Origin of the sequence: Kitasatospora hibisci (assembly GCF_043950205.1) — a bacterium.
Classification (GTDB): Bacteria; Actinomycetota; Actinomycetes; order Streptomycetales; family Streptomycetaceae; genus Kitasatospora; species Kitasatospora hibisci.
This window is the reverse complement of the sequence record NZ_CP171642.1, coordinates 4,214,168-4,239,983: the sequence shown is the minus strand read 5'-3', so window position 1 is coordinate 4,239,983 and position 25,816 is coordinate 4,214,168. Positions and strand designations below refer to the sequence as shown.

Annotated in this window: 26 protein-coding genes and 1 tRNA gene; 11 read left to right on the top strand and 16 right to left on the bottom strand. The window is 71.2% G+C overall.

The features are described 5' to 3' along the window. Nucleotide 1 precedes the first annotated feature (1 nt). Nucleotides 2–697 (top strand): GNAT family N-acetyltransferase, encoded by a 696-nt coding sequence (locus ACF9IK_RS18290; protein ID WP_395295261.1) that lies wholly within the window; start codon nucleotides 2–4, stop codon nucleotides 695–697. Between the two features lie 70 nt (nucleotides 698–767). Here ACF9IK_RS18290 and alaS read toward each other — a convergent pair whose 3' ends face one another. The 6 genes from alaS to ACF9IK_RS18260 all read right to left on the bottom strand — a co-directional run bounded on the left by alaS (nucleotide 768) and on the right by ACF9IK_RS18260 (nucleotide 7,205). Further along, nucleotides 768–3,425 (bottom strand): alanine--tRNA ligase, encoded by a 2,658-nt coding sequence (gene alaS, locus ACF9IK_RS18285; RefSeq protein WP_395295260.1) that lies wholly within the window; start codon nucleotides 3,423–3,425, stop codon nucleotides 768–770. 228 nt (nucleotides 3,426–3,653) lie between these two features. Continuing rightward, entirely contained in the window at nucleotides 3,654–4,322 is a 669-nt protein-coding gene (locus tag ACF9IK_RS18280) for an HAD family hydrolase (protein WP_395295259.1), read from the bottom strand. Next, the gene (locus ACF9IK_RS18275; protein ID WP_395295258.1) at nucleotides 4,319–4,870 is read right to left on the bottom strand and encodes an orotate phosphoribosyltransferase; all 552 of its coding nucleotides are present in this window, start codon (nucleotides 4,868–4,870) and stop codon (nucleotides 4,319–4,321) included. The genes ACF9IK_RS18280 and ACF9IK_RS18275 overlap by 4 nt, the downstream gene beginning before the upstream one ends. Next, the gene (locus ACF9IK_RS18270) at nucleotides 4,867–5,466 is read right to left on the bottom strand and encodes an LOG family protein (RefSeq protein WP_395295257.1); all 600 of its coding nucleotides are present in this window, start codon (nucleotides 5,464–5,466) and stop codon (nucleotides 4,867–4,869) included. Before ACF9IK_RS18270 ends, ACF9IK_RS18275 begins: the two co-directional genes overlap by 4 nt. Then, complete coding sequence (locus ACF9IK_RS18265) at nucleotides 5,463–6,335, bottom strand: hypothetical protein (RefSeq protein WP_395295256.1); 873 nt, start codon at nucleotides 6,333–6,335, stop codon at nucleotides 5,463–5,465. The genes ACF9IK_RS18270 and ACF9IK_RS18265 overlap by 4 nt, the downstream gene beginning before the upstream one ends. A 36-nt stretch (nucleotides 6,336–6,371) precedes the next feature. Further along, the gene (locus ACF9IK_RS18260) at nucleotides 6,372–7,205 is read right to left on the bottom strand and encodes an aspartyl/asparaginyl beta-hydroxylase domain-containing protein (RefSeq protein WP_395295255.1); all 834 of its coding nucleotides are present in this window, start codon (nucleotides 7,203–7,205) and stop codon (nucleotides 6,372–6,374) included. A 370-nt stretch (nucleotides 7,206–7,575) separates the two neighbouring features. On the opposite strand from ACF9IK_RS18260, the gene ACF9IK_RS18255 reads away from it, so the two are divergent. From ACF9IK_RS18255 to ACF9IK_RS18245, 3 genes are read left to right on the top strand one after another with little or no spacing between them, the layout of a single operon-like run. Continuing rightward, complete coding sequence (locus ACF9IK_RS18255; protein WP_395295254.1) at nucleotides 7,576–8,985, top strand: hypothetical protein; 1,410 nt, start codon at nucleotides 7,576–7,578, stop codon at nucleotides 8,983–8,985. 23 nt (nucleotides 8,986–9,008) lie between these two features. After that, the gene (locus ACF9IK_RS18250; RefSeq protein ID WP_395295253.1) at nucleotides 9,009–9,608 is read left to right on the top strand and encodes a GNAT family N-acetyltransferase; all 600 of its coding nucleotides are present in this window, start codon (nucleotides 9,009–9,011) and stop codon (nucleotides 9,606–9,608) included. 4 nt (nucleotides 9,609–9,612) lie between these two features. Continuing rightward, on the top strand, nucleotides 9,613–9,975 hold the full coding sequence (locus ACF9IK_RS18245; protein WP_395295252.1) for a hypothetical protein: 363 nt from the start codon (nucleotides 9,613–9,615) through the stop codon (nucleotides 9,973–9,975). A gap of 25 nt (nucleotides 9,976–10,000) precedes the next feature. On the opposite strand, the gene ACF9IK_RS18240 is transcribed toward ACF9IK_RS18245, so the two are convergent. From ACF9IK_RS18240 to ACF9IK_RS18215, 6 genes are all read right to left on the bottom strand, one after another. After that, on the bottom strand, nucleotides 10,001–10,963 hold the full coding sequence (locus ACF9IK_RS18240) for a hypothetical protein (RefSeq protein ID WP_395295251.1): 963 nt from the start codon (nucleotides 10,961–10,963) through the stop codon (nucleotides 10,001–10,003). Between the two features lie 226 nt (nucleotides 10,964–11,189). Next, nucleotides 11,190–11,510 (bottom strand): hypothetical protein, encoded by a 321-nt coding sequence (locus tag ACF9IK_RS18235; protein ID WP_395295250.1) that lies wholly within the window; start codon nucleotides 11,508–11,510, stop codon nucleotides 11,190–11,192. Between the two features lie 212 nt (nucleotides 11,511–11,722). Next, the gene (locus ACF9IK_RS18230) at nucleotides 11,723–12,655 is read right to left on the bottom strand and encodes a ParB N-terminal domain-containing protein (protein WP_395295249.1); all 933 of its coding nucleotides are present in this window, start codon (nucleotides 12,653–12,655) and stop codon (nucleotides 11,723–11,725) included. Between the two features lie 74 nt (nucleotides 12,656–12,729). Continuing rightward, nucleotides 12,730–14,493 carry a relaxase/mobilization nuclease domain-containing protein gene (locus ACF9IK_RS18225; RefSeq protein ID WP_395295248.1) on the bottom strand — a complete coding sequence of 588 codons (1,764 nt, stop codon included), beginning with the start codon at nucleotides 14,491–14,493 and terminating at the stop codon, nucleotides 12,730–12,732. Next, nucleotides 14,490–15,026: a plasmid mobilization protein gene (locus ACF9IK_RS18220; protein WP_395295247.1), complete on the bottom strand. Its 537-nt coding sequence runs from the start codon at nucleotides 15,024–15,026 to the stop codon at nucleotides 14,490–14,492. The genes ACF9IK_RS18225 and ACF9IK_RS18220 overlap by 4 nt, the downstream gene beginning before the upstream one ends. A 430-nt stretch (nucleotides 15,027–15,456) precedes the next feature. Then, the gene (locus tag ACF9IK_RS18215) at nucleotides 15,457–16,392 is read right to left on the bottom strand and encodes a DUF2637 domain-containing protein (protein WP_395295246.1); all 936 of its coding nucleotides are present in this window, start codon (nucleotides 16,390–16,392) and stop codon (nucleotides 15,457–15,459) included. Between the two features lie 240 nt (nucleotides 16,393–16,632). On the opposite strand from ACF9IK_RS18215, the gene ACF9IK_RS18210 reads away from it, so the two are divergent. The 5 genes from ACF9IK_RS18210 to ACF9IK_RS18190 all read left to right on the top strand — a co-directional run bounded on the left by ACF9IK_RS18210 (nucleotide 16,633) and on the right by ACF9IK_RS18190 (nucleotide 20,875). Then, a complete protein-coding gene (locus tag ACF9IK_RS18210; RefSeq protein ID WP_395295245.1) occupies nucleotides 16,633–17,190 on the top strand; it encodes a helix-turn-helix domain-containing protein in 558 nt (185 codons plus the stop codon). 533 nt (nucleotides 17,191–17,723) lie between these two features. Continuing rightward, a complete protein-coding gene (locus ACF9IK_RS18205; protein WP_395295244.1) occupies nucleotides 17,724–17,945 on the top strand; it encodes an excisionase family DNA-binding protein in 222 nt (73 codons plus the stop codon). Then, complete coding sequence (locus ACF9IK_RS18200; RefSeq protein ID WP_395295243.1) at nucleotides 17,945–19,102, top strand: tyrosine-type recombinase/integrase; 1,158 nt, start codon at nucleotides 17,945–17,947, stop codon at nucleotides 19,100–19,102. Before ACF9IK_RS18205 ends, ACF9IK_RS18200 begins: the two co-directional genes overlap by 1 nt. A gap of 646 nt (nucleotides 19,103–19,748) precedes the next feature. Further along, nucleotides 19,749–19,982: a hypothetical protein gene (locus ACF9IK_RS18195; protein ID WP_395295242.1), complete on the top strand. Its 234-nt coding sequence runs from the start codon at nucleotides 19,749–19,751 to the stop codon at nucleotides 19,980–19,982. A gap of 2 nt (nucleotides 19,983–19,984) precedes the next feature. Next, nucleotides 19,985–20,875 (top strand): helix-turn-helix domain-containing protein, encoded by an 891-nt coding sequence (locus ACF9IK_RS18190; protein ID WP_395295241.1) that lies wholly within the window; start codon nucleotides 19,985–19,987, stop codon nucleotides 20,873–20,875. 145 nt (nucleotides 20,876–21,020) lie between these two features. Here the strand turns inward: ACF9IK_RS18190 and ACF9IK_RS18185 are convergent. Further along, nucleotides 21,021–21,094 (bottom strand) — tRNA-Gly (locus ACF9IK_RS18185). A 282-nt stretch (nucleotides 21,095–21,376) separates the two neighbouring features. Between ACF9IK_RS18185 and ACF9IK_RS18180 the strand changes: the two genes are divergently transcribed. Both ACF9IK_RS18180 and dcd read left to right on the top strand, forming a co-directional pair. Next, the gene (locus ACF9IK_RS18180; protein WP_238860297.1) at nucleotides 21,377–21,598 is read left to right on the top strand and encodes a hypothetical protein; all 222 of its coding nucleotides are present in this window, start codon (nucleotides 21,377–21,379) and stop codon (nucleotides 21,596–21,598) included. Nucleotides 21,599–21,680: 82 nt separating this feature from the next. Continuing rightward, nucleotides 21,681–22,256, top strand: a complete 576-nt coding sequence (gene dcd / locus ACF9IK_RS18175) for a dCTP deaminase (RefSeq protein WP_395295240.1) — start codon at nucleotides 21,681–21,683, stop codon at nucleotides 22,254–22,256. Between the two features lie 143 nt (nucleotides 22,257–22,399). Here the strand turns inward: dcd and ACF9IK_RS18170 are convergent, their stop codons facing one another. The 3 genes from ACF9IK_RS18170 to ACF9IK_RS18160 form a co-directional block, all read right to left on the bottom strand. Beyond that, nucleotides 22,400–23,290, bottom strand: a complete 891-nt coding sequence (locus ACF9IK_RS18170) for a metal-dependent hydrolase (RefSeq protein ID WP_395295239.1) — start codon at nucleotides 23,288–23,290, stop codon at nucleotides 22,400–22,402. Nucleotides 23,291–23,395: 105 nt separating this feature from the next. Then, nucleotides 23,396–24,358: a Yip1 family protein gene (locus ACF9IK_RS18165; protein ID WP_395295238.1), complete on the bottom strand. Its 963-nt coding sequence runs from the start codon at nucleotides 24,356–24,358 to the stop codon at nucleotides 23,396–23,398. 154 nt (nucleotides 24,359–24,512) lie between these two features. Further along, nucleotides 24,513–25,661, bottom strand: coding sequence for a sugar phosphate nucleotidyltransferase (locus tag ACF9IK_RS18160; RefSeq protein ID WP_395295237.1), 1,149 nt, complete (start codon nucleotides 25,659–25,661; stop codon nucleotides 24,513–24,515). Nucleotides 25,662–25,816: the final 155 nt, after the last annotated feature.

The window sequence follows — 25,816 nt, the reverse complement described above, 5'->3', positions numbered from 1 at the left end:
CATGCAGTTCGGAGCGGGGCCAGCGGAGCCTTCAGCACGATCACCTGGCGCAGCGCCTTGTAGTAGTTCGGCAGCGTGTCCCTGCCCGGCGGCCGATGTCGTGCCTGCGGCTGTCGGGAGGCTGACTCGCCGCATCCGCGTAAGACTTGTTGTTGTGATCTTGCGCGGCATCCATGACCACTTCACCGACTCCGACCCAGGCGTCTGGGTACAACGCTTCGGCAAGAGTGATTCGGCAGAGGAGCTCACTTCGCTACTGCACCGTGCGTACGCCGATCACGCGGTAGCTGGCCGTAGGTTCTTCGCCTCGTACCAGTCCGTTCGGGACACAGCCCATCGAGTCGGTACGGGCGAGTGTTGGCTCGCGTTTCGGGGTGGCAAGTTGGTGGGGTCGGTGACAGTGGCGGCCCCCCACGTGACGCCCGAGGACTATCCGGCTCCGGCAGGAGCGGGCTCGTTCTGGCAGCTCGCGGTGGATCCCGCGTGTCAGGGGGTGGGCCTCGGACAGCTGCTGTTGACCTTGGCGGAGGAGCGCATCGTTGCGCTCGGGTCCACGGTGGCGGTCATCGATACGTCGGCCGAGGCCGTCGAGCTGGTCCGCTGGTACCGCAGGCGGGGTTACCTGCCAATCGGGACGTGGAGGTGGGACGTGACCAACTACGAGAGCGTGGTCCTGTTGAAGAACCTGGCGGCCTGAAGCGGTGGTGGCACGGGCTGCTGACCTCCCTTGTGTAGGGGGCCGGCAGCCCGTGCCCGCTGGCCTGGCTCTACTGGCCGAGGACTCGGGTCGCGTCCTGGGCCGCGAGGGCGAGCGCCTGGTCGAGCGCCCTGGTGTGGCGTCCGCCGGCGCTGGCGACGGGGCCCTTGCCGCCTGTTCCACCGCCAACCGTGCGTGCGGCCGAAACGAGGATCTGGCTGGCCTGGGTGCCGGTGTCGTGGAGGCTGCGGGTGATGGCGGCGGCGAGGAGGGCCTTGCCGTCGTGTTCGGTGCCGAGGATGACGACGGTGTGGTCGTTGCCCAGGGCCTCAGCGGTGTTGGTGGCGAGGGTGCGGAGTTCGTCGGGGCCGAGGCCGGTGACCTTCTCGGTGACGATCCGGCCGCGGGGGACGGCGCGGGCGGAGGCGGCAAGCTGCTGGGCACGGGTGCGCAGCTCGGCGTCGCGGAGGCGGGCGAGTTCCTGCTGGGCGGTGGTGAGGGCGTCGAGGCGCTTGCGGAGGGTGTCGGGGGCGTCCTGGGGGCGGGTGCCGAGGAGGGTGGAGAGTTCTTCGAGGAGGCGGCGTTCGGTGTCGTGGTAGGTGAGGGCGTCGCGGCCGGTGAGGGCTTCGATGCGGCGGAGGTTGGAACCGATGGAGGCCTCGCCCAGGATGCGGACTGGGCCGGCGTTGGAGCCGTGGCCGACGTGGGTGCCGCCGCAGAGTTCGCGGGAGAAGTCGCCGATGTCGACGATGCGGACGTGGTCGCCGTACTTCTCGCCGAACAGGGCGGTGGCTCCGGCGGCCTCGGCCTCGGACCGGGTGGCCTGCCAGATGCGGACTTCGGGATCGTCGAGGAGGTGGTCGTTGACGAGGGTCTCGATGGCAGCGAGCTGGGTGCGTTCGACGGCGGAGAAGTGGGCGAAGTCGAAGCGCAGGCGGCCGGCGTCGACGAGGGAGCCGTGCTGGCGGGCGTGGTCGCCGAGGGTGCGGCGGAGCATGGCGTGCAGGACGTGGGTGGCGGAGTGGGAGCGGGCGACGGCGTCGCGGCGCGGGCCGTCGACGAGGGCTTCGGCCTGCTCGCCGGTGCGGATCTCGCCTTCGCGGATGTGGACGGTGTGGACGTGGAAGCCCTCCAGGCCGAGCTTGGTGTCCAGGACGTCCAGGAGCGCGCCGCCGGTGGTGCGGATGGTGCCGGTGTCGCCGACCTGGCCGCCGGACTCGGCGTAGAACGGGCTGCGGTCGAGGACGATTTCGACGGTGCTGCCCTGGTCGGCGCCGGGCACGACGATGCCGTCGGAGATGAGGCCGAGTACGGTGGCTTCGGTGTCGAGGCGATCGTAGCCGGTGAAGTCGGTGCGGCCGTGGCGGGAGGACAGTTCGCGGTAGGCGTCCTGCCGGCGCAGGGCCTCGGCCGTCTTGGCTTTGCCGCCCGCCTTGGCGCGCTTCTGCTGTTCGGCGAGCAGGGCGGTGAAGCGGTCCTCGTCGACGCTCAGCCCGGCGTCGCGGGCGGCCTCGATGGTGAGCTCGACGGGGAAGCCGTAGGTGTCGTGCAGTTCGAAGGCAGTGTCTCCGGTGAGGGTGGTGGAGCGGCCCTCACGGCTACGGGTGATGGCGGCGTTGAGGAGCCGGGTGCCCTGGGTGAGGGTGCGGGTGAAGGATTCTTCCTCGGCGGTGACGACCTGCTCGATCAGGCTGGCCTGGCTGGTGAGTTCGGGCCAGACGTCGCCGAGGTTGGCGATCACGCTGGCGGTGGCCGGGGCGAGGACGGGCTGGTCGATGCCGAGCATACGGGCGTGCCGGATCGCGCGACGCATCAGGCGGCGCAGGACGTAGCCGCGGCCGTCCTTGGAGGGCAGGACTCCGTCGGCGATGAGGTAGGCGATGGAGCGGGCGTGCTCGGAGACGACCTGGAAGGAGACCTTCTCCTCGCCACCGCCGCTGCCGGGGTAGCCGCGGCCGGCGAGTTCCTGGACGGTGGTGAGGGTGGGTAGGAGAAGATCGGTGCTGCAGACGTTCTCGACGCCTTGGAGGATCGCGGCGAGGCGGTCGAGGCCGAGGCCGGTGTCGATGCTCTGCTGGGCGAGGTCGCCGAGGATCGGGAAGGTGCCGTTGTCGTCGTCCTCGCCGCGCATGGACTGCATGAAGACGAGGTTCCAGATCTCGACGTACCGTTCGCCGTCGACGGCCGGGCCGCCCTCGCGCCCGAAGGCCGGGCCCCGGTCGTAGTTGACCTCGGAGCAGGGGCCGCAGGGGCCGGGGACGCCCATGTCCCAGAAGTTGTCCGCGCCGAGGCGCTGGATGCGCTCGGCGGGGACGCCGATCTTGCGCCAGAGCTGTTCGGCCTCGTCGTCGCTCTGGTGGACGGTGATCCAGAGGCGGTCCTTCTCCAGGTTGTAGCCCTGGGTGAGGAGTTCCCAGGCGTAAGCGATGGCGTCGGCCTTGAAGTAGTCGCCGAAGGAGAAGTTGCCCATCATCTCGAAGAACGTGGCGTGCCGGTTGGTGCGGCCGACGTTGTCGATGTCGGAGGTGCGGGCGCACTTCTGGATGGTGGTGGCGCGGGGGTACTCCGGGGTGACCTCGCCCAGGAAGTAGGGCTTGAACTGGTTCATGCCGGCGTTGGCCAGCAGCAGGGTCGGGTCGGAGGGGATGAGCGGGCTGGACGGGACGTGGCGGTGGCCGCGTGAGGTGAAGAAGTCCAGGAAGGTGGAGCGGATCTGCGTCGAGCGCATGGCGGTAGGGCCCTCACGGAAGAGTCGCGGAGAGGTGGGGGGTGATCACACGCCGAGCCGGGCCGAGAACGAGGACTGAGTGGTTCTCAGTTCTCCAGCTCGGCGCAGATAGCTCGCGCCCCCACGGTGTAGACCATGACTCCGGTATCCGTCGCTCTGAGGTGGCGCAGCCGACAACGGACGCAACGGTCCGCTGCGACTGCGCCACCAACAGTAGCGGCTCCGGGGTCAAGATCGCTTGGAGTAGTCCTCCTGACGGCCGATGCCGACCAGGAGGGGCAGGACGAAGGCGGCGTGGTCGGCGCGGGGCATCACGAGGTGGGCTCCCGCCCGGGTGAGGGCTTCGGGGCCGGCGAAGCCCCAGCCTGCGCCGACGGCGGTGACGCCCGCGGCGTGGGCGGCGTGGATGTCGGTCTCGGTGTCGCCGACGAAGATGCCCGCCCTCGGAGGAACGTCGAGCCGGTCGAGGGCGAGCAGGACGCCGTCGGGGGCGGGTTTGGGCTGGGCGTCCTCGTAGCAGACGACGGTGTCCAGCTGGTCGAGGATGTCCTGTGGCAGCAGCCAGTTGACCCGTTCGCGGCTTCGCAGGGTGACGACACCTGTGCCGACTCCGGCCTCGCGGAGCGCCGCAAGGGTCTCGGCGACGTACGGAAACACCTCGGCGGTCAGGGTGGCCGTGGCGCTCGCCGCGGCCCAGCCTTCCTCGTTGATCGATCCGTCCAGTCCGAGGTCGGACAGGACGTACTCGCGCGGGGTGGTCGCGGCGCCGGCCGGGAGATCGGCGACGGTCACCCGCCTGCCGAGCGCGGCGGTCGCATAGCCTGCCAGGGTGGCGAGTTGGGCGTCCCGGCTGTCGACGAGGACGCCGTCGAGATCGAAGAGCACGGCTCGCTTCACGCGGCACCGCCCGCCCGGGGTGACGGCAGGTCGGCCTCGGTGAACAGCGAGCGCAGCGTGACGCGGTGCTCGGCCAGCAGCGTCCGGCCGCCGAGCGGGCGCTCCAGGACACACAGCGCGTGGGTGACCGGTCCGCCCACCATCCGCAGGATGCGTGCCATGTGAAGCAGTTGGCCGCCGGAGCGGACCACGTCGTCGACCAGGACGATGCGGCGGCCGTCGATGGGAAGGCCTTCGACCTGATGGCGCGAGCCGTAGCTCTTGGGCTTGCGGCGCACGAAGACGGCGGGCAGGCCGGTGGCGGCGGACAGCGCCACGACGAGGGGGACGCCGCCGAGTTCGATGCCGGCGAGCACCTGGGCGTCGCCGGGAACGAGGCCGGCCATGGCGGTGGCGGTGTCGCGCAGCAGCGCGGGGTCGGAGGCGAGCCGGTACTCATCGAAGTACGCGTCGAGCCGGCCGCCGTCAGCGAGCTTGAACGGGGCGTTGACGCACGCGGTTTCGGCGAGTCGGGCGGCGAGGCCGGCCGGCGGGGTACGGGTGGTCATGCTCCTCCGATCGAGGTGGTGTCAAGCGAGGCCAGGTGGGCGCGGAAGGCGTCGGCGGACTCGACGGTGGCGAGGAAGCCGAGCGGCCGGGTCGGGGTCTCGTACAGCCACCGCTCCTCGCGCAGGAAGGCGAGCAGGCGCAGGGCCGACGCGCCCGCGAGACAGACCGGCACGGGCCGGATGGTGGTCGCGTAGTAGAGGGCGGCGGTCAGCTCGTGGAGGGTGCCGACTCCGCCGCCCATGGCGACGACCAGGTCGGCGTTCTCCAGGTAGTGGCTGAGGCGGGCGCCGGGGTCGGGCAGGTGGACGGACAGGGTGGTGTGGGGGTTGAACGCGCCCCACTCGTCGTGCTTGCCGGTCAGCGTGACGGCGGTGACCATGGCTCCCTGGCCTCCGGCTCCGCGGGCGGCGGCCTCCATCAGCCCGTTGTAGCCGCCGTGCAGGAGCTGGTAGCCGGCCTGGGCGAGGGCCCGGCCGATCTCCTCGGCCAGCGTCTCCTCCTGGGCGGAGGCGGGGACGACGCCGCCGAAGAAGACGGCGGTCAGGCCCTCGCGGGCCCGGCTGGCGGCCGGGCCCGCGAGGTGGAGTGCGTTCACACCAGCTCCTGGTAGGTGCGGTAGGCGGCGACGGCGTCGTGCAGGCCGTCGAGCGCCTGCGGGCAGGCCCGCTCGGCCAGGGCGAGCACCCGCTCGATCGCCTCGGTGACGTCCGCCGCCTCCGGGATGGCCGGGCCGCTGATCGCGGCGTCCAGGTCGCCCAGGCAGGCGCGGCCGATCGGGGTGACGGCGATCTCCTCGCGCAGCTGGTACCAGCCCCAGAACCGCGAGGCGGGGGCCAGGGCGGTCTTGATCAGGTCCTTCGTGGCCGTGTGCAGCCGGTGCCACTCGGAGTACGCCACGAACCGCTGGCCGCGCTTGATCCGCTTGTGCAGGAGAACGGCCAGCACCAGGTGTTCGATCAGCAGCTCGGCGCAGGAGCGCGGCCGGGCGAGGAAGGCGGCGGCGAAGCTCTCGGCCGCCGCGACGTCCGGCGCGGTGACCGGTCCGGGCCGGCGGTCGAGGAGGACGGCGGTGCTGACCGTTTCCTGCAGCCGCGGGATCCGGGAGGCCGGTGCGACGTAGAGGTCGATCTGGTGGAGCTTGCCCTCGTCCGGGACGAGGAAGACCATCCCGACGCCGCCGAGGTCGGCGACGATGGTGTCGCGCCAGCCGGGCAGCAGGGCGCCGGCCTCGACCGGCATCAGGGTGTCCAGGGCCTCGACGAACGACGGGAACCGGGCGTCGTGGACGCCGGCGACGAAGTCGACGTCGGACAGGCGGTCGGCGGTGCCGTGGGCCAGCGACCCGCGGACCATCAGGTGGGTCACCGCCGGGGAGGTGGCCAGGATGTCGGCGAGCTTCGACAGCAGCGGCAGCTGCGCGGGCCGGTTGGCCTGGGTGATCGCCGCCAGTTGCAGGGTGGGCATGCGCTTCTTCCTTCCGGGCGTGGGTGCGGGCTGGGATCAGGCAGGGATGGCGAGGAGGCGGCGCTTGGCGGTCTCCCAGCGCGTCGCGGCCTCCATGTCGCCGAGGGAGGTGTGCAGTTCGGCGATCAGGTCGTAGGCCGTGCCTTCCGGCAGGGCGTAGGTGTAGAAGAGCCGCAGCAGCATCCGCTCGGCCGCCTCCGTGTAGCCGAGGGTGGCCATGTTGCGGGCGTTCTCCAGCCGCGCGGCCAGGACGGTCTGGTCGGCGACGGGCAGCGGCTCCGCGACCACCGGGCTGAGCGCGGGACGGCGGGCCAGGTGGCGGTAGGCGTCGTCGGCGTACACGTCAGCGATCAGGTGGATCCGGTCCGGGCCGAGCAGGTTGCACACCCCGTGGGCGTACGTCGGCGTCAGCCGCCAGATCCGCCCGCCCGTCATGTGCACCTTGGTGCCGCCGGTGACCAGGAAGGCGGACCTGTTGGTGTGCAGCGGGACGTGCAGCCGGTGCCGCTCGACCTGGTCGAGGTCGTCGTAGTCGCGGTGCTCCCAGAGGAAGGCGTTGCCCTCCAGCCGGGCGAGCCGCACCCACATGAAGTCCAGGCCGAGGTCGGCCAGGAATGCGGCGGTGGCCGGCATCCGGCCCAGCAGGTCGGTCGGCCGGGCCGCGCAGTCTCCGATCGTCACGTCGGCGGCGTCACCGGAGGCGTTCATCAGCGAGGTGGTCCACCAGCCGCCGGACTGGTAGGCGCCGTACTCCGCCTTCCAGGGGGCCTGAGCGGTCAGGGCTTCGTGGCGCATCCGCTCCAGGTGGGCGGAGTCCACGGCGTCCAGCTGGGCGATCTGCCCGGCCAGAGCGGTCAGGGTGTTGTCCATCGGTTCCCTCCCGTTGCCGGCTCGCGGCATGGCGAACCGGAATGCACGTGGTGCTGGATGGGGTCGATCGGGCGCGGATCCCAGCGCCTTGATCTCACGCTTCGCTGTCGGCGATGCACGGACAGCAAGGTGGCGTTCAGGATGGCGGCGCCGGGTGCGGCATCGATACGACGCGGCTGCCGTCACCGTCCCGCCGTCCCGAAAGGCGAACCATGTCGGTACGCGTCATGACTGCCGTCACGGCCGCCGTCATCTGGGCTGAGACGACCTCGAACGGGTTTCCTGTCGAGCGACCATGGCTATCGTCAGAACAGACGAACGGGGACGGAGATGATCCGCGGTGGCTGAAACTCCCACACTCCTAAGGGTTTTGACGCTTCAGCGACACTGGCAGGTCTACGAGACCTTCCGCCTCCGGTTCGAGGCGACGGCGAACTCGGCCGCCGAGCAGGAGCGCGACCCCCGACTTCGGGGCCTGTCGGTCTCCAAGCGGCAGTTCGAGCGTTGGTACGGCGGCGCGGTGAAGACCCGCCCCTACCCGGACCAGTGCCGGGTGCTGGAGGCCATGTTCGGCGTCGGCGTGGACCAACTCCTCGCGCCCGCACCGGCCGGCCCCGTATCCGTGCCCGCCACCACCGCCTCGTTCGCCGTCCCGCCACCACGGCCGGTCCCTGTCCTCCTCCCACCCGAGCAGACAGCGGCACTGCCTGTCGGTGGCCCGTTCAGCAGCGAGCCCCGCTTCGACGCGGGCACCACGGAATTGGAAAGGCAGGTCACGATGGCGGCTCGTCGTGCACTTCGATTCACCGCGATGGCGGAGGGCAGCAGCATCGGCTCGGAGACCCTGGGCCAGATCAACGACGAGGTACGGCGACTGACTGTCGCCTACCCGAAGCTGGCACTGCCGACCCTGCTCGGTGACCTGGTCGAGGTCCAGGACCTCACCTTCCAACTGCTGGAACACGGACGGGCCAAGCCGTCGCAGGCCCGGGAGCTGTACCTGCTCGCCGGGATCACCTCCGGCATGCTCGCCAAGGCCAGCCACGACCTGGGCAACCCGAGCGCCGCCATGATGCAGGCCCGCACCGCCTTCGTCTGCGCCGACAACGCCGACCACCACGCCATGCGCGCCTGGGTCCGCTCGCTCCAGTCGCTGATCTCCTACTGGGCTGGCCGCCCCGGCGAGGCCGCCGACTACGCCGCCCTCGGACAGGGCGCCATCGGCGACGTCCGCGGCACCACCAGCGTCTGGCTGGCCTGCCTCTCCGCCCGCGCCCACTCCCTCCTCGGCGACGGCGAGGCCACCCGCACCGCCATCCAACAGGCCGAGGAGGCCCGCGCGACCGTCGAACCCGACGACCTCGACGCCTTCGGCGGCATCATGACCTTCCCGATCCCCCGACAGCTCTACTACGTCGCCGAGGCCACCGTGCAGCTCGGCGAAGACGCGGCCCTCGGCGAGAGCCAGTCCGAAGCCGCCGTCTCCGCCTACCGCGACGCCACCGAGGACGAGTGGGCCTTCGGCGACCAGGCCGGCGCCCAGACCGACCTCGCCCTCGCCCGCATCGCCCGCGGCGAGATCGAGGGCGCCGCCGAAGCCGTCCGCCCCGTGCTCGACCTCCCCGTCGAACAACGGAACTTCGGCATCGTCAGCAGCGCCCAACGCGTCCACGCCGCCCTGCACGGCGCCGGCCGTCGCAGCAGCGGCGGCGCGGCGGCCGGTCTGCGCCAGGAGATCGAGGCCTTCACCGCCACCCCCACCTCGGCCCTCGTCCGGTGACCCCGCGGATAGGCTCCGCAGCCATGACCCCACTCCACCTGAACGGCCCCAACCTGGCACTGCGCGAAGTCGAACCCGAGGACACCGACGACCTGCTGGCGATCTACGGTGACCCCGAGGCCACCCGGCACCTCAGCTTCGAACCCCGCACCCGCGAGCAGGTCGAAGTGATCACCACCCGCTCCATCGACTCCGCGCACGCCGCCCCGCGCACCGAGTACTGCCTGGCCGTGACCCGACGCGGTGAGCACCAGCTGATCGGCTACGCGCGCCTGGCCACCGAGCCGCAGCAGGCCGCCACCATCGGCTTCGCCCTCCACCCGGCCGCGTGGGGCAAGGGCCTCGGCACGGAGACCGTCCACCTGCTGTGCGCCCTCGGCTTCAACACCCTCGGCCTGCACCGCATCTGGGCCGCCCGATCACCGCTCAACGAGGCCTCCGCGCGAACGCTTCTCCGCGCCGGCATGACCGAGGACGGCCGGATCCGCGACCACGTCTTCGTCCACGGGGCGTGGCGCGACTCGATCACCTACTCGATCCTGGAACACGAGTGGGCACCGATCGACGGGCTGGAAACGGACGGAGCCGCTGAATCCGATGGCGAGCACAGCCCGGGAAGGTGAACCCATGCTGCCCGAGCCGCACATCGTGATCCCCGGCATCACCGGGTTCGCCCGCGGCGACGTGCCCGACCCGCCGGCGACCGACGACGGCAACGCCTGGGTCGACGGCTTCTGCTGGCTGTACTGCGGCCAGCAGTGGACCCGTGTCCTGTGGATCGGCCCCGCTCACGTCGCCGGCGCCCAGGCGCCCATGTACGCCTGCGGACCCTGCATCCGCGAGCTCCAGGAACGGGTCTGGCGCTCGATCCTGCTCAACGACGAGCCGTCCTGTCCGGCACAGCCCGCCCCGCAGGGCCGAGAACCCCGGCCGGCGGCCAGGCGCCCGGGCCGCCATCGTCGTTCGAGCTGGTCGCTGATCCCTCGGTAGTGCTGCTGTCGGGCGGACGTGTCGGTCAGCCGGTCGGGACCAGGTTGCCGATGCTCAGCCCGGCTGGCCGCGCGGCGCGGAGGGCCGCCCTGGCGCGGGCCGCCCCGCTGCGGGTGACCGTCTCGCTTCCTCCAACGGCGGGTGTGCGTTCTCCGAGGCCCGCGCACGCCCGGCAGATGCCCGGCTGCGGTACGGGGTCGTGGCACTTGGAGCACTCGGCGTAGCGGGCCGCTGCGGGCCGTGCAGCGAGCTGGACGGGCGGCATCTTGCGCTCCAGGCGGTAGCGGAGCACCGCGACCGCCGAGTGCATCGGTGCGGGCAGGCCCGGCAGCAGGGCCTGGGCGAGGTCGGCTTGGGTCGCGCCGCGCTCCAGCCACTGCGCGACGAGGGGCGCGAGTTCCTCGGCTTCGGCCTGCCCGAGCCGCAGGCGCGGCTCGGGGCGGATCACCCGGAACAGCGTGGCGACCGCCTCGCGGACCTGCTCGTCCGGCACCGCCGCGGGCTGCTCGACGACCTTCTCCTCGGAGTCTTCCTCCCGCCCTCCCGCCGTCGCCTGCGGCTCGTCGGCGAGCACCGGCTCGACGGTCTGCTCGGCGGGGAGGGAGGGTTCTTTCACCAGGTCCTTTACAAGGGCGTCAGGACCGCCGGTGGTCGCTTCACCGGAGACCGGACGGGTGGCACCCGGCAGCGCCGTGAGCTGCGGGGTGTCGTAGACGTGGGTCTCGGTAATGATCGTGCCGTCGGCCATGCGGATCTTCTCGACCCTGTAGAAGCCCGCCTCGGCCAGCTCCTTCAGGGCCTTGCGGATCGCGCCACGCCCCTGGGGGCTGGTGTCGGCCATGTGCCGGCCGTCCTCGCGCCAGCCGTCGGGGCGGGAGAGGAGGTCCGCGAGCAGGCCGCGGGCGGTGTAGGAGAGCCGTCGGTACTGCAGGACGGCGTTGGGCAGCACGGTGAAGTTGCGCGCGTGGGCGCTACGATGGATTCGCATCGGGAGTTGTGGCTCCTGTTGCCGGACCCCGGAGCGTTGGCGCGCTGCCGGGGTCGCCTATTTTCGATTGGACTACGGAACGTAGCACACGTAGGGCCGGAAGATCGAAGGATCGTGAGCGATCACGATCACACTCTGAGGCCAATGACAGTAGGGAAGTTGACACGTCGAAACTTCCCCTCCGAGAGGGAGAGCCGCCGCCGGTCAGCGGCGGCCCCGTCGCCGGTCAGCTCAGATTCCACACCGCGCCGGCAAGCAGCCCGTCGAAGCCGAGTCCCCGGTACATCTGCTCGAACGACTCCCACTCCCGCTCGTCCCTGTCGGCGCCGCGAGCGACGGTGACGTAGGTGGCGCCGAGGTCGTGCTCGCGCCATTCGTGGGTGCAGCGGCACCGGACGAAGACCAGGTCGGGCTGGACGTGGATCAGCAGCCAGTCGCGGGCGGAGTCGCACATGGCGCAGGTGATGGTGATGCCGCGGGGGTTGAGGGGTGCAGGGTGGGGAACGGCGAGGACGACGTTGCGGCCGGCGTCGGCGGGATTGGTCAAGTGCGGTGCCCTTCGGTTCGGATGCAAGCACCACAAGCCGACCCGTGGCCGGACGGTTCCCGGTCACCGGAGAACGACATCGGATCGACATCACGACTGCGCGGCAAGCCGGTTGAGGGTCGCCTCGACTGTCCCTTCTCGGAAAATCCGAGGGGCTTTTCCCGGAAAGCCACTGCGGATTCTCCGGGAAAAGCCTCGTGCCGGGCGGCGAGTCAGTCTCGACCGGTGAGCGAAGTGCCGACTTCGCGCGCGAGGAGCTGGTCAACGAGGGCCTGCGCCTCGGGCACCAGGCCGTCGAGGACCTCGCGGGTGAAGGCGCTGTCGGGCCGGAGGGCGAGGTTGCGGATGGTGGTCCAGTGGTGGGTGATCAGGTGGAGTGCCTGCTGGGAGTGCTGGACGGCGTCCTGGCGCTGGGTGTGGAAGTGGTCGGCGCGCTGGGCGGCCTCGGGCCAGTCGATGACGCCGTCGTCGACCAGCTGGGCGAAGGCCGGCTGGGTGTCGCCGTCGGCGGCGCGGACGGCGTCGGCCTGCTCGACCCGCGCGCGCAGCCGGTCCTCCTCCTGGCGGCGCTCGAGTTCGGTGAGCGCTGCGGGCAGGTCGAAGTCGCCCTCGGTGACGCGTGCGGCGAGGTCGGGGGCCTGGTCACGGAGACGGTCGTACTGGGCCTGCTTGGCCTTGGCGTCGGCCTTGTTCTTGCGGGCCTGCTCGTAGGCGGCGTCCAGGCCCATCGCCCCGGTGATCACCGGACGGGCGAGGCTTGGGGCGTACTTGATCACCGTGGTGGCAAGGGAGACGCGGGCGGGGCTGATGCCGTAGGTGGCAGCGTCGGCTCGCGCGGAAAATTTCGAAGCTGAACGCTCCTTGGCGATGATCATGGCGCGCTGCCCCTGGGTGAGGTTGCGGCGTCGGGCGTTGAGAGACCAGGCCGCGTCGCCGGCGGGGGCATCGCCCTTGTAGGTGGTGAAGCGGGGGGCGACGCCAGCGAGCTTGCAGGCGGCGAGGCGGTTGCGGCCGTCCAGCAGGACGCCGTCGGCGTCGAGCAGGATCGGTTCGTACTGGCCGTCCTCCTTGATGCCCTGGGCGAGGTCGAGCAGTTCGGCCTCGCTCATGGTCGGGAACGTGGCGGTGAGGGGGTGGACCTTCACATGACTCCTTGAAGGGGTAGAGGTGCGGGTTGGCCGGTGCGGCGACAGTCAAGGGCCCGGCATGAGCCGGACGGTTACCGCCTGGGGCGTCCCGCGCCGGGGGCGGGCGGCGCCGGCTGCCTGGACGGCTGCACGGTCGCGGTCACCGCGGGAGCGGTGGGGCGGCCGGTGGTGCCCCTGGAGCGGGCCGCAGCGGTGCGCAGTTCCTCCTGGGTAACGGTCTGCGCGGGTGCGGGAAGGCGGGCACTGCGGCGGATGCGCCAGGTGAGGACCGCGGCGGGTGAGTCGGCGGTGACGAGTTCGCGCCGTCCGGCGGCCTGGGTGAGCAGGGTGGTGGGGTCGTGGCCTGCTGCTACGGCTTCGGCGAGGGTGGCGGCGAGCGCAGCCCAGCCGTCCTCGGTGAGCAGGCGGGCAGCCTGGTCGGCGGGGAGGACGCGGCGGAGTGCTGCTTCCTGCCGGTCCCGGACCGCGGCGGGCAGGTGCCGGCCTTCGAGGTCGAGGTGGGCGAGCGGCTTGGCCGCGTGCCGGGAGTAGGCAGCGCGCAGGTGCCCCGCCGCGGCGTGGGCGGCTTCGGCCTGGTGGCGGTGGCCCCGGGCGGCGTGCCACTTGGCGATCACGATCGCGAGCAGCACGAGGCTAGTCAGGATCGTGGCGGCGGCCGTGCCGTCCTCGCCGCGGCTGGTGGCGGGTCCGGCGTAGAGGAGTTCGCGGGCGGCGGAGCGCATCGCGCGCAGGTCGGCGCCGGCGGCGCGGGTGTGGGCGATGCGGGTGCACTCCAGGGCCCGTGCGGCCTGGTGGACCTCCTTCCTGCTGAGGGTCGGGCTGGTGGTGGCGAGCGCGTCGAGGACTTCGAGGCCGCCTCGGATCACCGCCTCCGCGCGGGCGACGTCCTGGCCGTCGACGAACGCCGAGTAGGCGCGTTCGACGGTGGTGCTGGCCCGGTGGCGGCCGGCGACGAGCCGAACGCGCGGATCGGGTGCGGAGCGGGCGGGCCGGTCGACGCCGAGGCCGAAGCGCGCCTGGATCTGGGGCTGGGTGAGGTCGGCGGCGAGCTTGCTGCCGGAGAACCAGACCGGCCCGCCCCCGTCGCCGTTGGAGAGCGCAAACTTGTAGCCGGTCACGTCGCCGGACGGCGCGCGGCGCACCCCGAGGAGCACACCCTTCGCGGCGAGCCGGACGGTGAACTCCTCCTCGTCCACAGCCCCGACCAGGGCCTGGCGGACGGCGGCACGCAGCCGGTCGCGGTCGGTACCTTCCCGGCCGAGGCGCTGAGCCTTGCGCAGTTCGGAGCCCTTGGCACGCCTGGGGATCGCATCCCGGTACTCGCGGGTGCGGGTGTCGGAAAGGTCGGCGAGTTTGTACTCACGTTCGATCCTGGTGAGTTCGGCTTCGACACGGTACTGGTCACCGCGCAGGCGGGCCTGCTTGAGGTCGGCCCGCACGACGGTGGCGAGGATGTGGACGTGGTCGTCGGCGTGGCGCACGGCGACCCAGCGGCAGGCGTCCTCGTCACCGTCCGGGGCGATGCCGGCGGCGGACATGACCCGGCGGGCGATGGCCGCCCAGTCCTCGTCTCCGAGGATGCGGTCGCCGGGGTCGGCGCGGATCATGCGGTGGTAGACGTGGTTGTTGATCTTCCTTCCGTACTGGACGACGTGGAGGTCGAGGGCGTCCCGGACCTGTTCGAGGGTGGCTGCCGGGTCGCGACCGGGGTCGGGAACGAATCCGTCCCACGAGGCGACGATGTGCGGGTCGGTGTGCTCGTTCGCCTTGCCGGGCCCGAACAGGTAGCGGAGCGCGCCGAGGGTGTTGCTGCCGTGGACGGCCTTGCTGATCAACCTTGCTTCGCCTTCGCCAGCCGCATCGCGGCGGAGTCGACTCCGGCAATGGCCCGCAGCCCCGCCTCGAAGGCGGCTCGGACGGCCGTGGCGGCGTCCCGGACTGCGGCGGGCTGCACGCTGGCGCCCGAGTGGTAGACGTGGGTGAGCTGGTTGAGGTTGTTCATCGCGCCGGCCTGCTGGCGGCGGGTCGCCCTGAGTTCGTCGACGGCCGCGTCCAGGCTCGCGTCCCATCCGCCGATGCCGGCGCCGTCTTCGGAGAAGGCCTTGCGGAACAGGTAGTGCGCGACGGTCAGTCCCGCGGCCTTCGCCCGGCTCTCGATCTCGGTCTTCGCTGCGGGGCTGACGCGGAACGAGACCTTGGTGTGCTTCGGGTTCTCGTCGTCACGGCGGCGGCGCTTGGGCTTGCAGCGCGCGTCGGCACGATCAGCAGGGTGGACGGCGGCAGCGCCGACGGCGATGGGTTTCTCCTGGAGTGCCGCGCCCTCGCGGTGCTCCTGCGGTGTTGCCGGGCGCGCCCTCGCGCTCGGCAACACCGCCTCGCCCGCGCCCTCCTGGGCGGGGGCGTTCGCATCCGGGCCCCGATCAGGGGTCCGGATGCACTCGCTTGCTCCGCCGTTGGCGTGGCGGTGGTCAACTCCGTTGGGGCCCGTAGAGGTTATGACACCAGCCGGGTACTGGCACGCTGCGGGTCGGATGTCGGTCAGAGGATGCTCCTCGGGTACGGGTCTGCGAGCGCGGAGGCAGTGTCCGCGCGGCGTCCGGCTTGGCGGTGCCGGACACCGCTGGTACGGGTCGGCGGTCACGCGGCGTCGGGAACCACGCGGTCGACGGGACGAGAGCTGCCGGTCCCGCCAGGGTCAGTCATCGACCGCAGGCGGGACCGGTGCGTGGAGGACTTCTGCGCATCGGCAGAAGTCGGGGTGACCGGCCGGACCGGTCCGGCCGGTCACCCCGGTCGGGTCAGTCGGTCGACGGGTGCTGGCGGGCCTGGTCCTCCGGGAACTCCTTGCGAAGTTCGTCCATCAGGACCGTGAAGCGAGTACTGCCGAGCGGCAGGTTGGCCTCGCGGACCGCGCGCTCGACGACCGGACGGCTGGGCCGGCCATGCGCCCGGACCGCCGGACGGCTGACCTCCAGCAGTTGGTCCATCGACGCGCCCGGAGGCCGTCCGGTCCGCCGGGCCCGGGCCTCCTCCCCCTCGTCCGAGGGGAGGCCGTCCGTCGGCTCCTCGGGGACGGGCAGTTCTGCCGACCCGGCCCCCTGACCATCACCGCCCTCGGCGGACGGATGGTCGTCGGCATCGCGGGGCCCCTGGACCGGACCGGCCGCAGCCGTCCCGTCCGGCTCGTCTGCGGCCGACGGCACGGGGTCGGCAGAAGTCGCCTCGGCCGGGCCGCCCTGGCCAGCTGGCTGCTCGGGAATGTGCCGGGCGATGAGGATGTAGAGGTGGACGGCGCCGCCGAGGGCAATTGGCGAGAGCGTGGCGAGCACGCCGACCGCCGCGTCCCCGAGCCGGAGCGGACCAGTTCCGTCGAGCACGTGGTTGAGCCGGACCGCGTGCAGGGCGTTCGCCCACACGCTCGCCGCCGTCGCTCCTGCGAACAGCAGCCAGGCGTAGGCCCTGGCCGGCCAGGGTGCGGCACGCAGGACGAGCAGGGCGCGCACGCCGTAGGCGATGAACCCGTCGATGGTGAACGGGAAGACGTACGTCAGCGGTCCGCGCACGTGGATCGCGACGGCCATCTGCTGGAGGGCATCGAAGGACAGGATGAAGCCGGCCAAGCCGATCAGCGAGACGGCGAGGCGGTCCCAGAAGGTGGCACGGGGACGGGAGACAACAAGGGGGCTGAGCCGGACGGCTGCGTCGGCGGTGGGCAACACCGTACGCTGGAGCACGCAGGTTCCTTCCTCGGTGCGCTCGGGCTGCAACCCTGCACCGGGGTCGATCGTCGTGGATGGGCGGTTTTGGGACCTTTCAGGCCCTCGGTGTTGGTAGCACCGGGGGCCTTCGGCATCTCCGCGAGCAGAGACGGCGCACGATGCGCTTTGCATCGACTTGCGATCCTCTACGGGTCACTCTATAGTCGACCCGGCTCCCATGCAAATGCCATCAGTCATCGATGCGAGGTGAATCAAATGTCCGAGCAGCCGACCACGCCGGAAAGCCCATCGCCAACACCCGAGCTGAGCGAAGAACACGCCGCCGAACGGGTCCGCCTGGAACGCGAGTACCTGGGGTGGAGCACCGGCGAACTCGCGAAGCGGATGACCGCTGCCGGCTACCCGATGAACCAGTCCTCCGTCTGGCGGATCGAGAGCGGCGAGCCCCGCCGCCGGATCAACCTCGACGAGGCGATCGGCTTCGCCAAGGTCTTCGGCCTGCCGCTGGAGGAGTTCCTCGGCCCACCCGAGTCCTCCTCCAACAAGCACATCGCCGATGTCACCGACGTCGTGCTCGACATGTACCGCAGACTCCTCGACCTGATGAAGAGCACTGGCGACGCCTTCAAAGTCGTCGACCAGTACTGCGCGATGTTTCCCCAGCACGCCGCGGAGCTGAACGACCGCATCGCCCGCGCCATCGCCGAGGAGAACCGCCGCCGCGGCCCCGTCCGCGAGAGCCCCTTGGTCTTCCTGCGCTACCCGACCTTCCAGCAAGCCGAGAAGCCGTCGGACGCCGCCGCGCAGGAGTAAGTCACCGGCCGATCCTGAGCACGACCATGATCGTTCTTCAGAGCGAGCCGGACCCCGGTTACAGTCCCCACTGCACCACGGAAGCGCCACTTGGCGCGGCCGGGAAGCAGAGCTAACGTCACACCCCACGCGGCCACCAACCGCGTGAACCGCCCATCCACGACGATCGACCCCGGTGCAGGGTTGCAGCCCGCCAGCCACCGAGGAAGGAACCGCGTGCCACCAACCAAGCACGCCACCCTCCCGTCGCCCCGCCCATCCACGCGGCCGACTCCGACGGCTCCGGCGTTCACCGCCGAAATTCCCAGACCGATCTGACGGTCCTCTCCAGCCGCCGCCCGCCTACCCCGCACCCGGCGGCTTCCCCTTCCAGCGCCCCGCGCTGTTCCACGCCACTCCCGCAGTCGCCGCGCACCCGCGCGCCCACACCTGCCCGGAGACGGCGCCCACTCCCCTCCCCTCACACCGCCCATCCACGACACCGCACGCGGTGGCCCGGGTTGCAGCCCACCGGCCACCGCGATTGGAGCCACGTGCCCGAGCAGTACCTCACCGTCGCCCAGGTCGCCGAACGCCTGGGCACCAGCGAGCGCTTCCCCCGACGCCTGATCGCCGAGCGCCGCATCGCCTTCGTCAAGATCGGCACCCACGTCCGCATCGCCGAGAGCGTCCTCACCGCCTACATCGAGGCCAGCACCGTCCCGGCCATCCGCTCGACCCGCTCCGGCCGCTCCCGCTTCGGGAGGGCTGTCTGATGGCGAACAACTCCGGCCGCCGGCGCCGCTGGGGCTCCGTCCGCAAGCTCCCCTCCGGCCGCTTCCAGGCCCGCTACCCCGGCCCCGACGGCGCCCTGCGCAACGCGCCCGAGACCTTCGAGACCAAGGCCGACGCCGAAGCCTGGCTCGTCGAAACCGAGGCGGACATGCGCCGCGGCGACTGGCGCGACCCCAACGCCGGGGCCGTCAACTTCCTCCTCTACGCCACTGCCTGGATCGACGAGCGCGACCTCGCACCACTCACCGAGGAGCTGTACCGCCGGCTCCTCCGCCTCCACATCGCACCGACCTTCGGCGAGTCCGACGTGAAGGACATCACCGCTCCCCAAGTCCGCTCCTGGCGCGCCGCACTCCGCAAGCGCGGCATCAAGACCACCGCCGCCAAGTCGTACCGGCTGCTCAAGTCGGTCATGGAGACCGCGGTCGACGACGAGCTGATCCGCCGCAACCCGTGCCGCGTCAAGGGAGGTGGCAAGGAGGTGGCCGCCGAGCGTCCCCACGCGACGATCGAGCAGGTGCTCCAGCTCGCCGAGCTGATGGGCCCGCGCTGGCAGCTGATGGTCTTCATCGCCGCCTTCATGGCCCTGCGCCCGGAGGAGCAGGCCGAACTCCGGCGCCGCGATGTCGACCTGGAGAAGGGAGTCGTGTGGATCCGCCGCGCGGCCCCCGAACTCTGCACCGGCGAACGAGCCGTGGGCGACCCCAAGTCCGAAGCCGGCAAGCGGGCGCTCCGGATCCCGCCCGAACTCCTCCCGGAGTTCGAGCGGCACCTGCGCTGGTACGCCCAGGAAGGGGAGGACGGCCTGCTCTTCGTCGGCGAGCGCGGAGCCCCCTTCCGCCGCTCGACCTTCGGCCGCAAGTGGCGCAAGGCCCGCAAGAAGCTGGGGCTCGACCACCTCCGCTTCTACGACCTCCGCCACACCGGCAACGTCCTCGCGGCCGGCACCGGCGCCAGCCTCCGCGACCTCATGGCCTTCATGGGCCACAACTCCCCCCGCGCCGCGCTGATCTACCAGCACTCCACCGAGGAGCAGCAGACCAAGATCTCCGACGGCATCAGCGCTGCTGTCGTAGACATCCGCACCCGCCGCCGTCGGCCGACCGCCGACGAGACGAAGGAGGCCCGCGAGGCGTAACCACCCAAGGGGGGAAGAGCCCGGTCAGCTTCTCGCTGGCCGGGCTCAGTCGCTCCCGACAGCGATCCAGAGCACACGCGATTCGGTGAAGTGGCCTCCCAGCGTGCGCCATGCCAGGCCAGGGGGCTCAGACCGGCACGCCATAGGAATCGCTACCTGTCACCGCTCGACAAACCAGGCTCGACGGCCGAGGGTGCGACCCAGTAGCGCACGCCAGATGGCTGACGTGCGCTACTTCAGAAGCGATCCTCGCGGCAACGTGATCCACTTCCGGCGGTTCCGAAGCCTGGGTGGAGCCCACAGCGCCCGGAAGAGATGGCTGCTCCATTGCGGTGGGCATGCATGTCCATCTCAGCCACAACGATGGGGGCGAGGTGCCAGCAGGTCAACCCCAACTGGAACGACTTTGCGGAAATGGCAGAGCAGGCAAGGCTCTGACCTGCACAGATCCGTTCGGTGCGGCCGTTTTGGGAGGGGCTCCAGGTGGCCGCCAGGTTGGAACACTGCTGCGGAAAATGCCCTGTGCCGGCGGTCGCGAAGTGGGATTCAAAGTGACGTCCTGTCAAAATCAAGTCAGACGTGCGGACGGTGTCGGCAACCACCGCTTCACGTCCGTCAGTTGGAGCCCATACGTGAAGGACATCTCATGAGCAGGTCGAAGCTTGCAGCCCGGTGCGTCAACAACAAGACGCCAACGCTCGGTTCGTACGAGGTCACGCTGGTGGTGATCGTCATCCTGCTGGTTACGGCCCTTGCGATCTCAAGCGTTCCCAGCGCCCTCTCACTGGCGGTGGGCGCTCAGGCGTTTGATCTTGGGCTGCGGCTCAAGAAGCGCCTCAGGGTCACGCCGGTGCGCTTGGCGCGTCTCAAAGCGGCGTAGCAGTGGGGCGCCGAGAGAATCCCATCGGCGCGCAGAGCGAGTCGCTACGCGCTCTCGCGAACTGGCTTCGCTGCCAGCGCGAGAGCGCGAAGCTGAGCTACGAGAAGTTGGCGACACTGACTTCCTATGGCGACGACACCCTGAGGCGCGCCGCTTCTGGCAAGAAGATCCCCCGGCTGGCAGTAGTGCAGGAATTTGCGAAAGCATGCGGCTCCGACACCTCTGAAGCCGAACGGTTGTGGAAGCTTGCGCGGAGCGAAAACGTCATCTCTCCAGCAAAGAAGCAGCTTCCCGCCGTACATATCAGCTACGTCGAGAGTTTCTCAGATCTCCATGCCGCACTTGTAGATCTTCATCGCAGGGATGGGTGCAGGTCATACCGCGAGCTGGCCATTCGGGCCGGAGGGTACGGCCGACTCTCCATCTCAACCCTAAGTCGCGTTTTTAATAGGCAGAACCCGCCGAGCCGCGAATTTGTCGTGGCCTTCGCGCGAACCTGCGGCGTGAGAGGCCCAACGTTGAAGTCATGGGAGATGGCATGGGAGCGGGCAAACGCAGAGCTGCACCCGGGGAAAGCTCGACTCTCTGTGAGCCAGAGGCGTTCGATGCGATCCTCTATACGGTCCGAGCTCAAAGGGCGGAAGAATCCAGATTACGACGCCTACTCCGTCACCGAGCATGGCGAGCCTGCCAGTGTCGCATGTGCAGGATGTAGAAATCCATTGGCGGACCTTGACCCAAAGGCCGTCAGCAGCGACTCGGAATTCTGGTGCTCACGTTGCTTTGGCCAACGCATGAAACAGTTCAAGGATCTGACGGACCGAATTCGTCTCCGCCGAGGGTGGTACGGAGAGATATTCGAGCTACTAAGATGTGATCCCCCTGCCGACTGAGGACGGCTCCTGGCGCCCCGCCGAGCACGCCCCACCTGGAGGCGACTGCTGCCCCAGGAGCGTTCTGGCACGGATCTGGCACGGCGGGGGTGGATTGGTCCAGACAATGCGAAAGCCCCAGGCCGTTGGCCTGGGGCTTTACTGCTGGAGCGGGCGACGAGAATCGAACTCGCGCTCTAAGCTTGGGAAGCTCATGTTCTACCATTAAACTACGCCCGCCTGATGAGCCGTCAGAGACCGCTCGATCCGCTCTCACTGTACCCCATCCGTGACGCCGGTTGCACAAGTGGCGGAGGGCCGCGGCGGAGCCGCCCGGAACGGGGTGGGAGGCGTACTGTGTGGCCCGCGTGAGAGCGCTCCGGGCGGGTGGGGTGCGGGGCGGCGAGCCGCGGTGTGGAATGTCCGGAACATCCCCTAATGTGACGCTGTCCCGAGGGGCCTCGCCCACTCGGGGCGCGAAGAGTACGGGTGAGTACTGGGGTAAGGATGGGAAGGGGACCGATGGAGCAGCGCGCCGTCGTTCGTTGTGCCGAGGGGCACCTGTTCAGCACCACCACGTTCCCGATGCAGAACCTCGGACCCGGCCGGCTGGGGCCCGGCCGGTTGATCCGCTGTCCGCAGTGCGGACGGCTGCGGAGCTCGGTGCTGGCCGACGCACGGGAGCTCTCCGAGCCGCAACTGGCCCGCGCGATGCGGCTGGAGGCCGCGGAATTCCTGGCCTGACCGGAGCGGTCGCGGAACAGCGGTGAAGGGTGCGGCCCCGGGCGATTCGTCCGGGGCCGCACTGTGCACGTAACCTCGAAGCGTGCTGCTCTCTGACAAGGACATCCGGACCGAGATCGACAAGGGCCGGGTCGTGATCGACCCGTTCGACCCCGCGATGATCCAGCCCTCCAGTATCGATGTGCGACTGGACCGCTTCTTCCGGGTCTTCGAGAACCACCGCTACCCGCACATCGACCCCTCCGAGGAGCAGCCGGACCTCACCCGGCTGGTCGAGCCGGAGGGCGACGACGCCTTCATCCTGCACCCGGGCGAGTTCGTACTGGCCTCGACCTACGAGGTCATCACGCTCCCCGAGGACGTCGCCTCGCGACTGGAGGGCAAGTCCAGCCTCGGCCGGCTCGGCCTGCTGACGCACTCCACGGCCGGCTTCATCGACCCGGGCTTCAGCGGCCACGTCACGCTGGAGCTGTCGAACGTCGCGACGCTGCCGATCAAGCTCTACCCGGGGATGAAGATCGGGCAGCTCTGCCTGTTCCGGCTCTCCTCGCCGTCGGAGCACCCGTACGGCTCCGAGCGGTACGGCTCGCGCTACCAGGGCCAGCGCGGCCCGACGCCGTCCCGCTCCTACCTGAACTTCCACCGCACCCGGGTCTGACCGGGTCGGGCTCCGGCGGCCCCGGGGCCCGACCGCGGCAGAGCGCACGCACAGCGGGCGGCCGCCCCTCCGTCATGAGGGGCGGCCGCCCGCAGCCGTGTCCGCGGCGCACCGGGCCCCGCCCAGGGGCCCCGCGCGGGACCTCAGGCCCGCTTGGGCCGGGTGACGGCGACCAGCTCGCTGCCGTCCTCGGAGAGCCGCAGCTCGGTGCGGAGCTCGGCCAGCTCGCCGAGGTGGTGCAGGTGGGTGCCGCCGCAGAAGATCTGCGCCGCGCCCTCCGGCAGCTCGCAGTGCCACTGGCGGCGGGCGGTGAGCTCCGGACCGGGGACGTCGATGCGGACCGGGGCGCCCGCGGCGACCCAGGCGGCCAGCCGGGCGTTCACGGCCTCGGTGAGGGCGGGCAGCGCGTCGGCGAGGGCCGGGAACTCCTCGGTGGCGTCCACCGTGAAGCCCTTCTTCTTCAGCGACTTGCCGAGCCGGTAGGTGTCGGTGCTCGCCTCGGTGTCCATCACCGAGCTCGCCATGGCGAGGCTGTCGAAGTCCGGGTGGCCGAAGGCGTCGGCACGGCCCGGGTCCTTGCGCCAGCGCGGGGCGAGGGCCTCGTTCAGGGCCAGGGCCAACAGGTGGCAGCCGCTGTGCGAGGCGGACAGGGCGCCCCGGCGCTCGGCGTCGACGGCCAGCACGGCGGTGTGCCCGACGATGTCGCCGGGGTCGGTGGCGAGGACGTGCAGGACAAGCCAGGACCACTCCTCGTCGCCGCGGCGGACCGGGATGTCGGCGCCGACCAGCGGGGCGCCGCCGTCCGGACCGACGGCACCGGTCAGGCAGTCCACCACGGCCAGCTCGGTGCCGTCGACGGTGAGGGTGCCGAGGTCGGCCGGCTGGTCGGGCCAGGTGTGGTCGAGCGGGTGGAACGGGGTCGCCGCGGTGACGACCGCGAACCGGCCGCCGTCCAGCGGGTGCACCGCGAGCACCGGGGACTCGCCGGTCACCGCCCCGGCCGGGAAGCTGACGTGGGTGGTGGGGAGGGTCATGCCTGGCTCCGTGCGGGTGAGGGTGGGCGGAAGCGGAACGGGCCCCGCAGGCGGGGCCCGTCGACCATTCTCCCCCGGACCCCCGCTGGGCGGCCGGGTGCGGGCTCAGCCCAGCGTCGGCAGCTTGATCAGCACCAGCAGCGCAGCGAGCTGCAGGGCGGCCGCACCGGCCGCCTTGCCCCAGGGCAGGTCGTGCACCCGGCGGACCATCGTGGTCAGCAGGGCGGCGCAGACCAGCCAGCTGGCCCAGCCGACCGCCTGGACGACGACGTTGTCGGACGGCAGCACCAGGGCCAGCAGCAGCCTGGGCACGTCCGTCGTCCAGCCGATCAGCACGGCCAGGCCGACCGTCGACTTCCACGGGCCGTCCCCGCCGAACTGGCGGGCCAGCGAGTAGGTGACCGCGCCGAGCGTGGCGCCGGCGACGGTGAAGCCGACCGCGGCGGCCAGCATCGAGGTGAGCGCGACGGCGAAGGTCGAATCGAAGACGTCGTCGCGGGTCAGGCCGATGCCGAGCACGGCGAGTGCGCCGTAGATCAGCGAAACGGTCAGCGCGGGCAGCCAGACCTGGTGGTCGCGGGTGCGGTCGAAGGTCGCGGCGGGGCTGCGGAAGATGCCGACCAGCAGCTCGCGCCAGGTCGGGCGCGGCCCGGCGGCGTGCGGGGCGGACTGTCCGCCGGCCCGGTAGACCGCGACGTTGTCCTGGCCGTAGCCCTGCTCCTGACCGTAGCCACCCTGGCCGTGCTCCCCGCCGTACCCGGCCCCGTACCCTTCGCCGTCCTGCGGCGGGTACCCCTGGTCGGGGTAGGGGTACGGCGGCTCGCCCGCGTACGGGTCGCTGCCGACCGGGAAGGCCCGGGTGTGACCGGGCTGGTCCGCGGCGTACGGGTCGTGCCCCCCGGCCGGCTCGCCGGCGGCGGAGCCGGGCGCACCCCGGTGCGGGGCGGTGAAGTACTCCGGCCCGTCCGTCTGCCCGTACCCACCGGGTGCACCCGCCGAGGGCGGAGGGGCCGACCACCCGCCACGGGGATCGGCGCCCTGACCGCTGTCGTATCGATTACCAGCCACGTTCCGAAGGTACCCGTCCGGCTGACTCCGCGTCGGCCGGGAACCGGGTCGGGTCAGCTTTGCAGCGAGCCTGTGACGGCCGTGACGGCGGTGACGGCCGCCACGGCCCGCCACCGGCCCCGCCCGCACGGACGGCCTCGGGGCCGGTCCGGGCTCAGCGCTGCGCGGAGACCTTCGGGCCGTGCACCGCCGCGGCCGCCGAGGTGCCAGCCGGGCAACCGCCCGGACCGGCCGAGGTCCGGACGGCGCCGACCGGCAGCAGCGTGCCGCAGGCGATCCGGATGCCGCTCGGCAGCTCGTTGTCCGCCTCGACGATCGCGCCGTCGCCGATGACCGCGCCGTCCAGCGCGGTCCGGTCGCCGATGGTCGCGTAGGCCCCCACGATCGAGTCCTTGACCAGGGTGTCCGGGCCGATCACCGCGCCGGGCAGGATCACGCTGCCCTCGACGATCGCGCCGGCCTCGACGACCGCGCCCTCGGAGATCACCGTGCCCCCGCTGAGGACCGAGCCCGGGTGGACGGTCGAGCCGGGCAGCAGCAGGGCGTCGCCGGTCGGGCCGGGGACGGCCGGGGAGTCCACCTTGCCGAGCACCAGGTCGGCCGAGCCGCGCACGAAGGCCGCCGGGGTGCCGAGGTCCAGCCAGTACGAGGTGTCCACCACGCCGCGCAGCAGCGCGCCGGTGGCCAGCAGCTCGGGGAAGGTCTCGCGCTCGACGGAGACCTCCCGGCCGGCCGGGATGCGGTCGATCACGGAGCGGGTGAAGACGTAGCAGCCGGCGTTGATCTGGTCGGTGACGATCTGCTCCGGCGTCTCCGGCTTCTCCAGGAACTCCAGCACCCGCCCGTTCCCGTCGGTGGGGACGAGCCCGAAGGCGCGAGGGTCCTCGACCCGGGTGAGGTGCAGGGTGACGTCGGCACCGGCGGCCACGTGGCCGTCGCGCAGGGCGGCGATGTCGACGCCGGAGAGGATGTCGCCGTTGAAGACCAGGACCGGCTCGTCGGGGCCGCAGGTGAGCCCGGAGGCGGCGTTGCGGATGGCGCCGCCGGTGCCGAGGGGCTCGCGCTCGGTGAGGTAGACCAGCTCGATCCCGTACGGGGTGCCGTCCTGGAAGTGGTCCTCGAAGACCTCGGCAAGGTAGGAGGTGGCGAGCACCACGCGGGTGACCCCGGCCGCGGCCGCGCGGGCCAGCTGGTGCGCGATGAACGGAACGCCTGCCACCGGCAGCATGGGCTTGGGGGTGTGGGTGGTGAGCGGGCGCAGTCGCGTGCCCTTACCACCGACCAGCATGATCGCCTCGGTCATGGTCTGCGCTGTTCCCCTTGTGGTCTCCGCGGCCCGGCCCGGCGGGCCGATACCTCCGTCAGTGGTCAGGAAGCCCGTCCGGTGGGCCGGAGCGGGGCGACCGGCACAGGGCCGGTCAGGCGCCTACTGTATTTCCTTCCAACGCGGGCTCGGTC

Excerpts from the sequence above, each read along its gene's own strand:
- ACF9IK_RS18250 (WP_395295253.1), top strand. The coding sequence starts at position 9,009 with ATGACCCCACTCCACCTGAACGGCCCCAACCTGGCACTGCGCGAAGTC.
- alaS (WP_395295260.1), bottom strand. The coding sequence starts at position 3,425 with ATGCGCTCGACGCAGATCCGCTCCACCTTCCTGGACTTCTTCACCTCA.
- ACF9IK_RS18195 (WP_395295242.1), top strand. The coding sequence starts at position 19,749 with ATGAGCAGGTCGAAGCTTGCAGCCCGGTGCGTCAACAACAAGACGCCA.
- ACF9IK_RS18200 (WP_395295243.1), top strand. The coding sequence starts at position 17,945 with ATGGCGAACAACTCCGGCCGCCGGCGCCGCTGGGGCTCCGTCCGCAAG.
- ACF9IK_RS18290 (WP_395295261.1), top strand. The coding sequence starts at position 2 with ATGCAGTTCGGAGCGGGGCCAGCGGAGCCTTCAGCACGATCACCTGGC.
- ACF9IK_RS18240 (WP_395295251.1), bottom strand. The coding sequence starts at position 10,963 with ATGCGAATCCATCGTAGCGCCCACGCGCGCAACTTCACCGTGCTGCCC.
- ACF9IK_RS18245 (WP_395295252.1), top strand. The coding sequence starts at position 9,613 with ATGCTGCCCGAGCCGCACATCGTGATCCCCGGCATCACCGGGTTCGCC.
- ACF9IK_RS18275 (WP_395295258.1), bottom strand. The coding sequence starts at position 4,870 with ATGACCACCCGTACCCCGCCGGCCGGCCTCGCCGCCCGACTCGCCGAA.
- ACF9IK_RS18260 (WP_395295255.1), bottom strand. The coding sequence starts at position 7,205 with ATGGACAACACCCTGACCGCTCTGGCCGGGCAGATCGCCCAGCTGGAC.
- ACF9IK_RS18180 (WP_238860297.1), top strand. The coding sequence starts at position 21,377 with ATGGAGCAGCGCGCCGTCGTTCGTTGTGCCGAGGGGCACCTGTTCAGC.
- ACF9IK_RS18170 (WP_395295239.1), bottom strand. The coding sequence starts at position 23,290 with ATGACCCTCCCCACCACCCACGTCAGCTTCCCGGCCGGGGCGGTGACC.
- ACF9IK_RS18210 (WP_395295245.1), top strand. The coding sequence starts at position 16,633 with ATGTCCGAGCAGCCGACCACGCCGGAAAGCCCATCGCCAACACCCGAG.
- ACF9IK_RS18265 (WP_395295256.1), bottom strand. The coding sequence starts at position 6,335 with ATGCCCACCCTGCAACTGGCGGCGATCACCCAGGCCAACCGGCCCGCG.
- ACF9IK_RS18160 (WP_395295237.1), bottom strand. The coding sequence starts at position 25,661 with ATGACCGAGGCGATCATGCTGGTCGGTGGTAAGGGCACGCGACTGCGC.